15 protein-coding genes and 1 pseudogene are annotated in these 13,189 nt (G+C 45.2%); 6 read left to right on the top strand and 10 right to left on the bottom strand.

Annotation, left to right across the window (positions count from 1 at the left end; genetic code table 11):
• The first annotated feature begins 44 nt into the window (after positions 1–44).
• Positions 45–1,001: an AEC family transporter gene (locus tag AB6E51_RS02160; RefSeq protein WP_048610304.1), complete on the top strand. Its 957-nt coding sequence runs from the start codon at positions 45–47 to the stop codon at positions 999–1,001.
• A gap of 122 nt (positions 1,002–1,123) precedes the next feature.
• Complete coding sequence (locus tag AB6E51_RS02155) at positions 1,124–2,164, top strand: acyltransferase (RefSeq protein ID WP_372057722.1); 1,041 nt, start codon at positions 1,124–1,126, stop codon at positions 2,162–2,164.
• Positions 2,165–2,289: 125 nt separating this feature from the next.
• On the opposite strand, the gene AB6E51_RS02150 is transcribed toward AB6E51_RS02155, so the two are convergent.
• Both AB6E51_RS02150 and AB6E51_RS02145 read right to left on the bottom strand, forming a co-directional pair.
• On the bottom strand, positions 2,290–3,168 hold the full coding sequence (locus AB6E51_RS02150) for a 6-carboxytetrahydropterin synthase (RefSeq protein ID WP_108110853.1): 879 nt from the start codon (positions 3,166–3,168) through the stop codon (positions 2,290–2,292).
• A gap of 230 nt (positions 3,169–3,398) precedes the next feature.
• Positions 3,399–3,853, bottom strand: a pseudogene (locus AB6E51_RS02145) (helix-turn-helix domain-containing protein).
• Positions 3,854–3,963: 110 nt separating this feature from the next.
• On the opposite strand from AB6E51_RS02145, the gene AB6E51_RS02140 reads away from it, so the two are divergent.
• Entirely contained in the window at positions 3,964–4,440 is a 477-nt protein-coding gene (locus AB6E51_RS02140; protein ID WP_017067245.1) for a YHS domain-containing (seleno)protein, read from the top strand.
• Here the strand turns inward: AB6E51_RS02140 and AB6E51_RS02135 are convergent.
• Positions 4,437–4,559, bottom strand: a complete 123-nt coding sequence (locus tag AB6E51_RS02135) for a hypothetical protein (protein ID WP_017061529.1) — start codon at positions 4,557–4,559, stop codon at positions 4,437–4,439. The two genes, AB6E51_RS02140 and AB6E51_RS02135, sit on opposite strands and share 4 nt — an antisense overlap.
• A 49-nt stretch (positions 4,560–4,608) precedes the next feature.
• On the opposite strand from AB6E51_RS02135, the gene AB6E51_RS02130 reads away from it, so the two are divergent.
• Positions 4,609–5,244, top strand: a complete 636-nt coding sequence (locus AB6E51_RS02130; protein ID WP_017065073.1) for an START domain-containing protein — start codon at positions 4,609–4,611, stop codon at positions 5,242–5,244.
• 33 nt (positions 5,245–5,277) lie between these two features.
• Here the strand turns inward: AB6E51_RS02130 and AB6E51_RS02125 are convergent, their stop codons facing one another.
• The 4 genes from AB6E51_RS02125 to AB6E51_RS02110 form a co-directional block, all read right to left on the bottom strand.
• A complete protein-coding gene (locus AB6E51_RS02125) occupies positions 5,278–5,808 on the bottom strand; it encodes a DNA mismatch repair protein (protein WP_372057720.1) in 531 nt (176 codons plus the stop codon).
• Positions 5,809–5,816: 8 nt separating this feature from the next.
• On the bottom strand, positions 5,817–6,203 hold the full coding sequence (locus AB6E51_RS02120; protein WP_004732742.1) for an MAPEG family protein: 387 nt from the start codon (positions 6,201–6,203) through the stop codon (positions 5,817–5,819).
• 660 nt (positions 6,204–6,863) lie between these two features.
• Positions 6,864–7,331 carry a YjiG family protein gene (locus tag AB6E51_RS02115; protein WP_004737023.1) on the bottom strand — a complete coding sequence of 156 codons (468 nt, stop codon included), beginning with the start codon at positions 7,329–7,331 and terminating at the stop codon, positions 6,864–6,866.
• Positions 7,331–8,068 (bottom strand): nucleoside recognition domain-containing protein, encoded by a 738-nt coding sequence (locus tag AB6E51_RS02110; RefSeq protein ID WP_017077048.1) that lies wholly within the window; start codon positions 8,066–8,068, stop codon positions 7,331–7,333. The genes AB6E51_RS02115 and AB6E51_RS02110 overlap by 1 nt, the downstream gene beginning before the upstream one ends.
• A gap of 529 nt (positions 8,069–8,597) precedes the next feature.
• On the opposite strand from AB6E51_RS02110, the gene AB6E51_RS02105 reads away from it, so the two are divergent.
• Both AB6E51_RS02105 and nhaD read left to right on the top strand, forming a co-directional pair.
• Positions 8,598–8,774, top strand: coding sequence for a hypothetical protein (locus AB6E51_RS02105; protein ID WP_004732739.1), 177 nt, complete (start codon positions 8,598–8,600; stop codon positions 8,772–8,774).
• Between the two features lie 321 nt (positions 8,775–9,095).
• Positions 9,096–10,535 carry a sodium:proton antiporter NhaD gene (gene nhaD / locus AB6E51_RS02100; RefSeq protein ID WP_017061523.1) on the top strand — a complete coding sequence of 480 codons (1,440 nt, stop codon included), beginning with the start codon at positions 9,096–9,098 and terminating at the stop codon, positions 10,533–10,535.
• Here the strand turns inward: nhaD and AB6E51_RS02095 are convergent.
• The 3 genes from AB6E51_RS02095 to AB6E51_RS02085 form a co-directional block, all read right to left on the bottom strand.
• Entirely contained in the window at positions 10,532–10,918 is a 387-nt protein-coding gene (locus tag AB6E51_RS02095; protein WP_102332295.1) for a hypothetical protein, read from the bottom strand. The genes nhaD and AB6E51_RS02095 overlap by 4 nt on opposite strands.
• Positions 10,919–11,089: 171 nt before the next feature.
• A complete protein-coding gene (locus AB6E51_RS02090) occupies positions 11,090–11,572 on the bottom strand; it encodes a methylated-DNA--[protein]-cysteine S-methyltransferase (protein WP_372057719.1) in 483 nt (160 codons plus the stop codon).
• 25 nt (positions 11,573–11,597) lie between these two features.
• Positions 11,598–12,974, bottom strand: coding sequence for an AlkA N-terminal domain-containing protein (locus tag AB6E51_RS02085; protein ID WP_017061520.1), 1,377 nt, complete (start codon positions 12,972–12,974; stop codon positions 11,598–11,600).
• Positions 12,975–13,189 lie beyond the last annotated feature (215 nt).

Here is a 13,189-nt window from a genome sequence, read left to right as displayed (position 1 = left end):
ACAGTATTCAAAGGAAATTGAAATCGACTAACAAAGGAAAAACAATGAACACACTTTGGGAACAGTTTGCGTTTTCGGCGTCAGTAACAGGCCCTATCTGTTTAATGCTGTTTCTTGGTGTGATGCTCAAACGAATCGGCTTAATCAATGACAATTTCATTGATGTCGCATCTAAGGTGGTATTTCAAGTCACCCTGCCCGCGATGCTATTTCTGAGTATTGTTCAATCGAATCACAACTTTTCAGCCAGTAGCGCGTTAGTTGCGTTTGGCGTCATCGCTAACTTTGTCTTTTTCTTGTTCACGATTTTCTCAACCAAATTAGTATTTAAAGGTTCGAAAGATCAAGGTGTGATTGTCCAAGGTGGATTCCGCGCCAATACCGCGATCATCGGCCTCGCCTATGTGGCTAATATCTATGGCAACCAAGGCGTGGCATTGGCGGCTATCTATGTCGCATCTCTAACCGTGTTGTATAACATTCAAGCCGTGATTGCACTGACACCCAAAGGCGAAGACACTGGTGCGAAAGCGATTAAAGTGATCGCTAAGTCGATTACCAAGAACCCATTGATCATCGCTATTTTCTTAGCGGTCGTCTTCTATGCGCTTTCGATTCCTATCCCAAAAATGGTCACTGATGCTGGTCAGTACTTTGCCAACATGACGTTACCTTTGGCACTGCTGTGTACCGGTGGGTCGCTGGACATCAGCTCGCTCAAACAAGAAAAGTTATCGACGTGGTTCGCCTCTAGCTACAAGTTAATTGCCTCACCGTTACTGATTACACTGGCGGCTGGGTACTTAGGATTTGAAGGGCTCGATCTCGGGCTTATCTTCTTGATGAGCGCAGCACCAACAGCAGCGGCAAGCTACGTTATGGCTCGTGCGATGGGAGGAAACTCAACACTGGCGGCTAACATCATCGCGCTTACTACTGTTGTTTCTCTTATCACTTGTACTCTCGGTATTTTTGTACTTACTGCAATGGATTTAATATAGCTGCGACAGGCTTCAAATAATCAATACAAGCCTTAAAACAAAGGTCGCAACCCTTGATTTAGCGCTAACTGATTCAATAAAAAGGCTGTTAGATTCTACGAAAATTTTCTTAGAGATCTGATATGTCTTCCGTTCAACATACGCCTTCACAACACATCGCCAGTATTGAGTTGGGTCGAGTGATTGCTATCTTGGCGATCATTGGTTTACACGGTCAAATGGCACTCACTTATTGGCAAATAGATGAAGTGCCTTGGATCGGTTATGTACTCAACCAAACCGCTCGTTTTGCGGTACCTCTGTTTTTCCTAATTTCCGGTTATCTTATTCAGCCCAAGCTGACTGCCTCCCCGTGGCAAACCGTCATTAATTACTCTAAACCACTGCTTAAGGTTTGGTTAGCATGGAGCATCATTTGCTTAGTGATGCCATTCAACCTCGCGAAGGTAGAAGAGTTTGGTTATCTAGGTGAGCGCCAAGGCTATTGGGGTTTCTTAATGAACACGCCACTTAACTCTTTCTTAGAGGGTGGATTGGTTCATTTATGGTTTATTCCCGCTCTCGTATGTGCAGTTTTGATCATCGCTTTGATAGTCGAAATGAAACTCGACAAACTGCTATTACCAGCGGCCATTGTACTTTACGTTTATGGTGTTTTAGCGGGCAGCTACGCAACGCTAACCGGGTTAGAAGCACCTTTCTTCACGCGTAATGGCCCGTTCTTTAGCACGTTAATGGTGACCTTAGGTTTCCTTATTCGTCAGAATCAATGGAAGGTGTCATCAACTAAAGCGTTGGGGTTATTAGCGTTAGGCATGTTGATTCATTTTGCTGAGGCATCATGGCTCACCACGTTCGACGTCGGATTCAACATGAATGATTTCTTGTTTGGCACGGCGCTATGGGGGATGGGCGTGTTCATGTGGCTTTTAGCAAATCCAAACATGGGTAACTACGCTTGGGTTCGCGCCATTTCAAATCGCATGCTAGGTATCTACGTCAGCCATTTGCTGATCATTATCGTGTTGTTCAATGTCTGTGGAGTTTTAGGCATTACGGAATTGGCAAAAGACGTTACGGTATTTTTTGGCACCGTATTGTTGAGCTTCGGGTTGGTTGTTGGAATCGAAAAAACACCACTGCGACGTGTGCTGCTTCGTTAGTGTTTGTGCCTAACATCATCAGCTAAATCAGTTTTAAAGAGTCACAAAAAATAAAGGCAAGATAACGGATTATCTTGCCTTTATTTCATCATGTCAGTAATGAGACTGTGTCACTCGCTGGAGTGTTATCGGAACGCCATTGCGCCCTTGCCAACACCTTCATAAGCGACGATTTGTAGTGATTGGTTCTCTGCTAGGCTCGGTTCAACTTGATCCGCGATATAGCCAGCAAGTAATTCCACCGTGGTATCTGTCGGTAAAATTTCCGTCTCACTCTTAGCAATCGCTAGCTCAAATTCGCCTTGTGGCGCGGTGTAGCGGAAGCCATAGTGACTTTCATCATTAACACTGTTCGCGTTTTCACTCAGGTTAAGTGATGAAACTGAAACTTGGTCTTCTTTAGAACCTAAATAAATGTCTTCCCAACGCTGAGCAAATGCTTGTTCACGTTGCCCGTCACGCTGACCATCGACCACGATTTCTACTGGAGAACGGTGACCATGCGCGATGCGCTGGCAGTTACCATCATGCTTTTTCAAACCGTGAGTATAGTGGTAGAACGCACCATTAATGTTTTCATGGCGAAGGGTAATCTCTAACCCTGTGACGTTACTTGGAAGGTTGTCGCGAAGAATATCATAAACATGAGCGGTCACACTCTCGATGGTGATCGCTTCAGCGTCAATCAGACAGTAAGCTTCATCAGGGCAGTGCAGGTGCAGGCTCTTGTCACCGCGCAACACATCTACCTTAGAGTAACCGGCTTTGCTTGCTTGATGCACGATTGCAGAGTTTTTCATTGGCAGCAGTAAGCGGTGGTCAACATGTTGATCAACCAACTGTTTGATCTGCTTTTTGACCTTACTAAAATCCAGCACCATGCTCATTTCATTAAGTTCACCAGACATGGTGACATCTAAAATCCAACTATCTCCTACGACCCCTCTGTGTTCACAGATGTATGAAGAATCGATAACGGTAAGGTCTCTTACAAATAGGTTCAAGTTGAACTCCTTAATACTTTAATGAGATACGGGAGGCTGAATAATGCTCAGCAGGCACTTCGTCTCATTGATGTCTGATAAAATAGGACGGGCAGGATGTTACAACGAGCTAATAAAGTCCACCTTTTTACACCGTCATTCGAGAAATGAACAAACTACGCTCAATTTCCGCTAAAACATAGGCCAGCCTGATGCCAATAGCCATATTGCAGGTAGGGATGGCCAGCGCTTTACGACACATTTTGCTTTAGCCATAAACGTGGCGACATTCCCGCGACATGCTGAAAAGCACGCGAGAATCCAGAATAACTGTTGTACCCCACTTCGTCCGCCACCCAATTGATGGGCTTGTTTTGTAACAGCAAAGACTGAGCCACAGACACACGCCACTTTTGGACATAATCACCCGGAGTTTCGCCCACCTCGCGCTTGAATGCTTCAATAAACTGAGTGCGAGACATCGCGGCCAGTGACGCCATTTCGGCAAATAAACAATGCAAGGCTGCGACAAATGCCTGTGTTCCGTGTGAGCGCTAGACAAGCTCAACTCCCCCGCGCTCAATACATGAAGGTGGCCCTCTTTACCTTGTTGCGCGTTAAATGACGATACTCCACACAGGTTTCCAGAATAGAAAACGCCAGTGCGTATCGAGAAGTGTTCCATTAGTTGTGAAAGCAGATCCATGCATCCTCCGAACGATTCGCTTAGTTTTTAGTTCTTTTGTCCCTCTATAGACCGGACGAGTGGGCTAAATTATTTCAAACAAGATAACCAACACTGACAAGGAACTTGATATGTCACACATGAAATCGACCAGTCAAAAAATCACTCTAATGGCCGCGTTACTAGGCACCAGCTTTTCGTTAATGGCAGCAGACCTTGATATGAGTGTCGACAGCAATAACCTCGCAATTAAAGGCTATGATCCTGTCGCTTACTTTGCCAATGAAGGTCCAGTAAAAGGCACATCTGAGTTCACAGCGACCTATAAGAATGCGATCTATAACTTTGCGAGCAGTGAAAACAGAGATGAATTTCGAGCCAATCCAGAAGCCTATGCCCCTCAATATGGCGGTTACTGCGCGTTTGGAGTAGCCATGGGTAAGAAGTTTGAAACCGACCCTCTCGCTTGGAAGGTGGAAGATGGAAAGTTGTATCTGAACTTAGACAAATCGGTTCAGAAACGCTGGCTGGAGAATACACAAGAGTTCATCCAAGACGCCAACAGCAACTGGACAACCATCAAAACCGTAGAAGCCTATAAGCTCTAGCCTACAGCGCTTATCCATTGCCCAAGAATAAAACGGAAGCGACCGAACGCTTCCGTTTTCATTGGGATTTTCCCCAAAGAGGCCAACCCAAAGCGATTGGCAACACCTACTAAGTCCATTTCTATTCTATACTCCTAGCAGATAAGCTTTTCTTTTTATGGAAGAATAATGACATTACCTAAGATTTTGGTACTCGGCCTCTGCGCCCTATCGACACTGACTTATGCCAACCCATGGCAGTTCGTCAAAAGTGAAGATGGCATCATGATTGATAAAAGGCCACACAGCGAAGGCTTGGTCGAAATACGAGCACAGATGCAAACGCCCACCACTTACTCCGGTTTTTTACTGTTATTGGAAGACAGCGAGAACGTGCCAAACTGGATAGACAATGTGTCGCAAAGCCGTGTCTTGATGCAGATATCTGAGGCAGAAAACATCGTCTATACCCAATTCAAAGCGCCTTGGCCTGCTAGAGATCGCGATATGGTGACCTACTCAAAGTACAGCATCGAGGATGGGCAGTTTGTCTTGTCGATAAAGGATGCGTCTAACTATTTGGCGAAAGAATCGGGGTATATTCGAATTTACGATGTGGACGCACTTTGGACGCTGCAACCGCTCACTAATGGCAATACTTACATCACCTACACCGCATATGCGAACGCAGGTGGCATCTTGCCCAATTGGTTGATGAATAAGTTATCGATAGGCAGTGCGCTGAGCACGTTTAAGGGGCTGAAAGAACAGCTACCAAAATACCAAGGCCAGCAGCACCCCAACCTGCCAAGTGAGTCTCGTTAGCGGTACAAGTAAATAGGTAAATAAGGTTAAAGACTAAGGTCTTCTTGCTAGGTCGCGAGCTAAGATAAGCGCTAAACCAAACACCTGAAGAAACAGGGCGATGTTCTTATAGAAAGCCATTTTCTCATCAAGCTTTTGGATCAACTCAACCAAAGTTAGATTATCCAAATAGTAGTCATCAATTCGTGATCGTTGCGATTCTTGGGCATTGTTTATCAGCATCATAAGCTTAGGTAAATTAGCCAACGAGATGGCCGGCACCTCGTCACTCACCCAACTCCGAAGTTGTCCGCGAAGCGCTTCATCAAGAACTGTGGCAGGTTGAGCGATTTCTGGGGATAGCTTATCAAGGTGAATCAGAATCGCTTCACGCTTACGCTCTAAGGTTTCGATCGTATTCCAGGACAGTTGTATAGAGTACACATTACCGTATTTACGATCGTTGTATTCCGATTTCTCCGCTTCAATTTTGTCCAACACCAAGCTCGACATGACAATCGCCATGATGTTGAGTATTAGCCCTGCAAGGACAATCGCCCAAGCAGGAGGAAGGCGCAATGCCATAATGCTCCCTAGAACATTTTATCAAAAGGTAGGTAAGCTAAGTTTAGGACAATCAAAGAGATCATGCAGATAAGCGTTAACACCATACCCACTTTTCTGCCTTTGAAATTCTTCGCTAAGATCCCTTTAGCGTGAATCACTCGCCCCAGAATAAACGCCACACCAATGACATGAATAAGCCACACACCAGCCCCATTCATCTCTAGCAACCCCATCAAAATCACCGTGATTGGGATGTAATCCATCGCGTTACTTTGTGCCGAACGTGCTATCTGTAACGACTCAACACCGCCATCGGCATGAGCAACAAGATTGATTCGTCTTTGCTTAATAACTTCAATCGCCAACCAAATCATTACTACCGTTAGCAGAGCTGCGTAAAGTGCTGTAACCATCATATTTCCCTATTGTTTTGTCTTAACTCAGTGTTCTTTTCTATCTTTTCGACATTAACCGCCAAGATAAAATGATAATCACGCCCGAGCACTTGTAAGAGATCTCTCACACCGAACGTAAGAGATCACAATCAAGCTTCGCAGAAAATTCCTAAAATACAAACCCAACCCCTTGTTTTGTATGAATCCACGCATATTTCTTTCGGTTAGTGAGTACATTTATTTCTTGAGGTGGATTGTGAGTAAAGCCTCTGCAGTGTTTAATACACATGTCGACAGGGAGTTGGCAGGAACAGGAAAAAGCCTAACGGATTAGGTATCTTCAGGATGAAGATTTGATGACTTAGGATGAGTTATCAGCAAGGAAGTTTTGCTCTAGGATAGAGTCGCTTGTCAGGATGATGAGTTAGCAAGGACACCGCTAGGAAGGCGATGAATTGGATAGGTTAAAGGATTTAGCCAAGTCAAGGAACGATGCAGGGAGCACCAGTTACCTATTGAAAGATAAGTAACGCGCAGTAGCAGGATGGCTACGAAAAGAATAGACCCCGTTTGGTGAAAGCCAAACGGGGTTTCCTTTTTTGTAACGTCTAAAAGCTGTTAGTAGCTAACCGTTAATAGTAGCTAACCGTCAATAGCAGCTAACCGTTAAAAGTCACGTTACAAAATAATGTTCATCAAGAACATTGCACCAAAGGCATTCAATACCGAAATCGCGATCATCACCGGGATATAACGACCTTCAGTACCAATTGGTCCCATAATACGACCCATGTATTGAACCTGAGAGCCCATCAAGTAGATAGCTGGCGCCAAGATAGCGATATGGTTGCCGTTCAGAATGCCTTGGTCAAACAGCGTGATAACCACACCCACAGCACCACCCATCGACATCCAAGCGCCAATCAATACTGCTGCCGCTTCGCCAGGTAAACCAAATACCGCCATGATTGGAGCAAAAACACTGCCCATCAAATCCAGCGCACCGGTGATCTGCAATGCCTTGATGATCACAAACGCCATCAGAACATTCGGTACCGTAGAGGTAGTCGCAATAACCCAGCCTTTCTTAGCACCTTCAACGAAAATATCAGTAACCATTGGTTTCTTTGCTTTAACTTCGCTCATTATGCTACTTCCTCTGCCAGTTTTTGTTCTTTGTCTGATTTTGGTTTGTCTTCTTTGCCTTCAGTAATGTTGAGGTAAATACGAAACAGGTTCGCACCGACAAACTTGAAGATAAACATCACAGCCACAGCCAAACCAATTGACGATGTTACCGCCAAAGAACCATCCATCGCCGTTAGAGTGAACAGAACCGCACCTGAAGAGAAAAAGTTAACGATCGCCGCACCCGCCGTAAACTGGAACATGGTGAAGACATCGGTTTCGCGCTTAGTCAAATGCCCTTCATCTTTCAGTTGTCTGGTCATCGCTGCACCCGCATCGGTACTTTGCAAAGAAGCAATCAGTGCCAAGCCTGAGTTACCCGGAATACCCATTAGAGGGCGAAGTAGAGGTGTCAGTAGTTTACGAGCCGCGTCCAGTGCACCGTAGTGCTCAAGTACGTTGATCATACCCAGTGCAAACATCACGGTCGGAATAAGTGTCAAAGCAAAAATGAAACCGTCACGAGCACCACTACCGCCTTTACCGCGCAATGACGTCGTTGCCGCTTGTATACCATCAGCCGTCTCACTGACATCGTAAGCGACCTTACCAAATGAACCGTTGAGCGTTGTAAAATCGAGCACTCCATACCATTCATTTGACTGCATTAAGCCTGAAAAGAACACAATCGCGAATGCGAGTGCGATATAGCTGCCGATCGTGACTTTACGATCGGTTTTAGTTGGATTAGTCATAAGGACCTCTATACATCTCGTTTATCTGGAACAGAACACGTATAGATAGTGCAAACTAATGAGCAATAGGTTAATGACCAAAATCAAATAGCGTATCGGTTTGAACAAAAGAACCACAGCAACATATAAAACTGTTATTTAGATTTAAAAGCAGAGGCATACGCTAAAATAATTAGAATATTTCACATACAAAACTAAACAAAATTCGCTTCAACAGCGCAACCAAAAACGCACACAATCACCACACAAGTAAGGTTTCAAATGACAGGTTTTTACCTAGTCTGATCTCTGATAATGATGTAAGTGATCTCTTACATGCTTTTTTTGTTCAATTTTAATTCGATTATAATACAGGGGCTTAAATCGTGGTTACGCTTCTAAAATGCAATCGTTTACCTATTGTTGGTTGAGTTTTGAACCATGGCTAAACCATGAGCCATTTTATAAAGAATTTGAGCTTAATTCGAAATTTCAGCCCTTAGAGGTGCTATAGACTTCGCGCTGCCAATATCGAAGGAGAACGGTGGTGATGATGATGGAAATGAGAACGCTTAAATATCAAGTAATGGGCAAAGGCATGTGGATCACTGCAACGGTATCGCGCGCAGTAGCGGACAAACTTGCGCTGGAATATCAATCCTACGGCTGGCCTGTTGAAGTATGTGCCGCAGAACAAACACTGACGTTTGATCTCAATGCTGCATAATATTGGCAATGGCGAATAAGCTCTATCGGTACTAAACCCGGTAGGGCTTTTTCCCTATAATCTCTATTTTACCTACAATCTCTATTTTACCTACAATCTCTATTTTCTCTATGATTGACGAGTTGCCGATGATCGACCGTTTTCCTATGAACGACAGGGTTCCTATAATCAACGGCTTTCACTGTGACCTCACGTTTTCACCCAATCTACTGTTTTCTATATAATCTATTGAATTATTAAGATATCTATCACACTGCACATGGTTATTTAGGTCTACTCTTTTACCCGTGTTAATAACTTATTAACTTCGGAGCGTAATCCATGTTAGGTATCCAGCTTTCTGCTGTTCTCTCTTTGTTACTCTTTTCTTCGGTAGCAGGTGCTGCCACTTCTCAGTTGGGAGAACCACTCAAGCTCACCAACTCATTCGCTGGCTACCTATCCCTGACCATTTTCGTTGTCGCCTACATCGTGGTGATGATGGAAGAGTACCTAAAGCTCCGAAAATCTAAGCCAGTGTTACTTGCAGCAGGACTGATCTGGATAATCATTGGTTTTATCTACCAAGAACACAACCTTGTTGAAGTCGCTAAGCAAGCACTCGAACACAACTTACTGGAATACGCTGAGCTGTTACTTTTCCTACTCGTCGCCATGACCTACATCAGCGCCATGGAAGAGAGAAGACTGTTTGATGCGCTGCAAGCGTGGATGGTGGGCAAAGGCTTTAATTTCCGCTCTCTGTTCTGGCTAACCGGTATTCTGGCCTTCTTTATCTCACCGATCGCCGACAACCTCACCACAGCTCTATTGATGTGCGCCGTGGTTCTGAAAGTCGCAGGATCTAACCCTAAATTCGTTAACCTAGCCTGTGTGAATATCGTGATAGCCGCTAACGCTGGCGGCGCGTTCAGCCCATTCGGTGACATCACAACGTTGATGGTGTGGCAGGCTGGTTATGTGAGCTTCAGTGAATTCATTCCCTTATTTATTCCTTCAGTGATGAATTACCTCGTCCCTGCAATGATCATGTCTTACTTTGTTCCCACAACCCAACCCGACACGGTGCATCAGCACGTTGAATTAAAACGCGGTGCAAGACGCATCGTGTTGTTGTTCATCATGACCATCGGCACTGCGGTTGCTTTCCATGCCGTACTCCACTTCCCTCCAGTAATGGGCATGATGATGGGGCTGGCGTATCTACAGTTCTTTGGTTATTTCTTGCGTAAGACCTTACCAAATTCACTGGCGAAGAAAAAAGCGGTGGCGATTGCCAACAATGATGGGGGGGCATTGAAGCGACTCGGTTCAGTCGTGCCCTTTGATGTATTTCGAAGAGTGTCCCATGCCGAATGGGACACTCTGCTGTTCTTCTACGGCGTGGTAATGTGTGTAGGTGGCTTGAGTCTACTGGGATACTTGGAGCTTGCCTCTGGCGTGATGTATAGCCAATGGGATCCAATTTGGGCCAACATCATGGTGGGGATCTTATCTGCGATTGTCGATAACATTCCGGTGATGTTTGCCGTGTTATCGATGGAACCTCAAATGTCGATGGGTAACTGGCTACTGATCACCTTAACCGCAGGTGTCGGTGGTAGCTTGTTATCTATAGGCAGTGCAGCAGGTGTGGCATTGATGGGGGCAGCGCATGGAAAATACACCTTCTTTGGACACCTAAAATGGATGCCAGTGATCATGATTGGCTATGCCGTCAGTATCGCCGCTCACCTATGGCTGAATGGAGATCTTTTCTAATTCGAACTGTCTTTCAAAGGCTTCTCAATAAGTGTCCAGACGTTACTCAATTGTATCGCTGGGCATTGGTTGCAAGTTAGCATCTCGCCCTGTTGTTGAATGCGCATCACTAGTCTAGAGTCAGTTCGACTGCTTCCAGAATTGAACTCAATGGTGATCAAGTCATCATCAACACGATAGGTTCGAGTAACGGAATTATCCGTTGTTTGATAAGTCACTTGCCCGGATTCAAAAAGTAGATAACTGTCATTATCTGCGTTCTCATACATACCTTTGAACAGAGCAAGTTGTGGTACTTCGAAGGGTCGACTGGTGTCGGTTAAACAGCCCGTCAGCAATAGTGCGCTACTGCAGCAGAGTATAAGTGAATGATGGCTATTCATTTGGGCATCCTTGCCTAGAGAACATGGTTAAAGGATATGCAACCAAATCGATATTTCCCAGAAAGCGTTGATTTTAATGCAAAGTCATATTTTAAGAACCACTCGCCTTCACCATTAAGTAGTACGAGATATTCAGCCAGCATCTCGACAGGCTCATGGCTAAATCGCTTGCTAGTCTTGCTCTCTTCCCTCTATCACCAATAAGTGCTGTTTACGTTCTACGCCACCTGCATAACCCGTCAGTTTGCCGTTTTTACCAATCACACGGTGACACGGCACAATCACTGAAACCGGATTTTTGCCATTCGCCAAACCCACAGCACGAACGGCTTTCGGATTGCCTATCGCATCGGCCAGTTGTGCATAGCTCCAAGTCTCTCCATAAGGAATGGTCGTCAGCGCCTGCCAAACCGACTTCTGAAATGGCGTGCCCTTGGCTGCAATCGGCACAGAAAACTGAATAGCTTCGCCCGAGAAATAGCGATTAAGCTGCTCGATAGCCAATGCAAAGATCGGAAAGCTATCATCTTGAACACCCAACGGTTCCGGCTTGGTGGTATGTGTCTCGAACCAAAGGCCGAGCAAGCCTTCATCGTTCGCCTGTAACGTCACGGTTCCCAATGGGCTCTCATAGTAAGTAAAACGGTTGTCCATGATATCTCCTAGCTTAGTATTCCGATTAAGACTGATTCCAACAGTGGAACGTGGCGTAACTACCCCAAGGCGAAACACTCTCCGTGTTGATGGCGGGGCGATGCTCAATAAACTTCTTCACCACCAAGTCACCAACCAACAGATGATTAGGTTCGCTTAACCCGCGAAGCAGTGCATATTGAATAGTCCAAGGCCCAATCCCTTTTAGCTCAATCCATTTGGAAGGATGCTCAGCTTCATTGTCGACCATGTATTCGGCAAAACGCTTTAGGGTCTCTTTGCGGCTTCCCGGCATTCTCAAGAAGCTAACATCAGCGTCCGCTATCTGTTTTGGTGTTGGGAAGCTGGCTTTCTCATGTTCATCAGAAAGCTCTTTGACCAATAAGTTAAGCTGACCAATCGCCGCGGTTACCGAAACTTGCTGTCCTAGAATCGCTCTCACGCCTGCCTCCCAAGCACTCCACACGCCAGGAATACGGATACCACTCTTAGCCACCAAGTTAGGATCGATAGTCGTAAAGAACGTCTCAACCTTGGCAATATCGACATCAAGATCAAACATACGGCGGATATTCGCAATCAAGCTTCTTAATTGGCTTATATCATCCAACTCGAATTCAATATCCAAGCGGTTATCTTTGGCTAAAGTCGCCTTGAACCAACCCTTTGACCCGTTCACATTTACCGTGCGCTTATAATAATCTTCGCCAACGCCTTCTAAGCCCTCAATCATTCTTCGTCGATAAAACCTCAACAAGTGGTTCCAATCTAAGGGTCCATGAAAACCAAGCTGAATATGATTACTCTGAGTGTCACTTGGCTTCGCTCGCCTAATTTGGCTTGGCGAAAGCTGCAGCTCTTTTTGAAAGGCATCATTAAAACGGCGCGTACTATTGAAGCCACTAGCAAAGCCGACATCAGTAATGCTCATGCTACTGGTGTGCAGCAACTGCTTGGCAAACATCAATTGACTGTACAGACTATATTGCTTGGGTGACACGCCGATGTAATTGTCGAATAAGGTTCGTAAATAACGATCTGAAATACCTAACCGCGTTGCAAGGTCGACGATAGATCCTGAATTCAGAGCGCCATTATCAATCAACTGCATCGCACGTAAGAAAGTGGTTTCGACGCCCTTCCAAGCCGGCGAAAAAGGTGCGCTGTCTGGTCGACAACGTAAACAAGGACGATATCCCGCTTTCAATGCTTGAGCTTGATGGGAAAAATATTCGACGTTTTCTTCTTTGGGTGGTGTGGCTGGGCAAATCGGGCGACAAAAAATTCCTGTCGTTTTCACCGCTGTAAAAAACATCCCATCAAAGCGAGCATCTCGTGCATATCGAGCCAAATGGCACTGCTCACTGGTTAAGCTGCTGTTGTGATTGATCTTTTTCGACATGCCGTACTCTTCCCACTTACCATAGCGTTTGATCCGATACCTAAAAGTTTACCGTGAACCACCATTGTCGCTAGCCACTTTCGGAAGCGAAGGTCAGATAAATCACAAAAAAGGGTTTTAATTTTATTCAATTCGACTAAATTTAACCTAGAGAGGGCATTCTTCTCACAACGTCAACGATCGGTACTTAGCACGCCAAGATGCAGAGACCTATC

It is taken from the genome of Vibrio sp. 10N.247.311.47 (assembly GCF_041467535.1).
GTDB lineage: Bacteria > Pseudomonadota > Gammaproteobacteria > Enterobacterales > Vibrionaceae > Vibrio > Vibrio crassostreae_C.
Note: the sequence above shows the minus strand (reverse complement) of the source record. Positions and strands in the feature narration are given on the sequence as shown.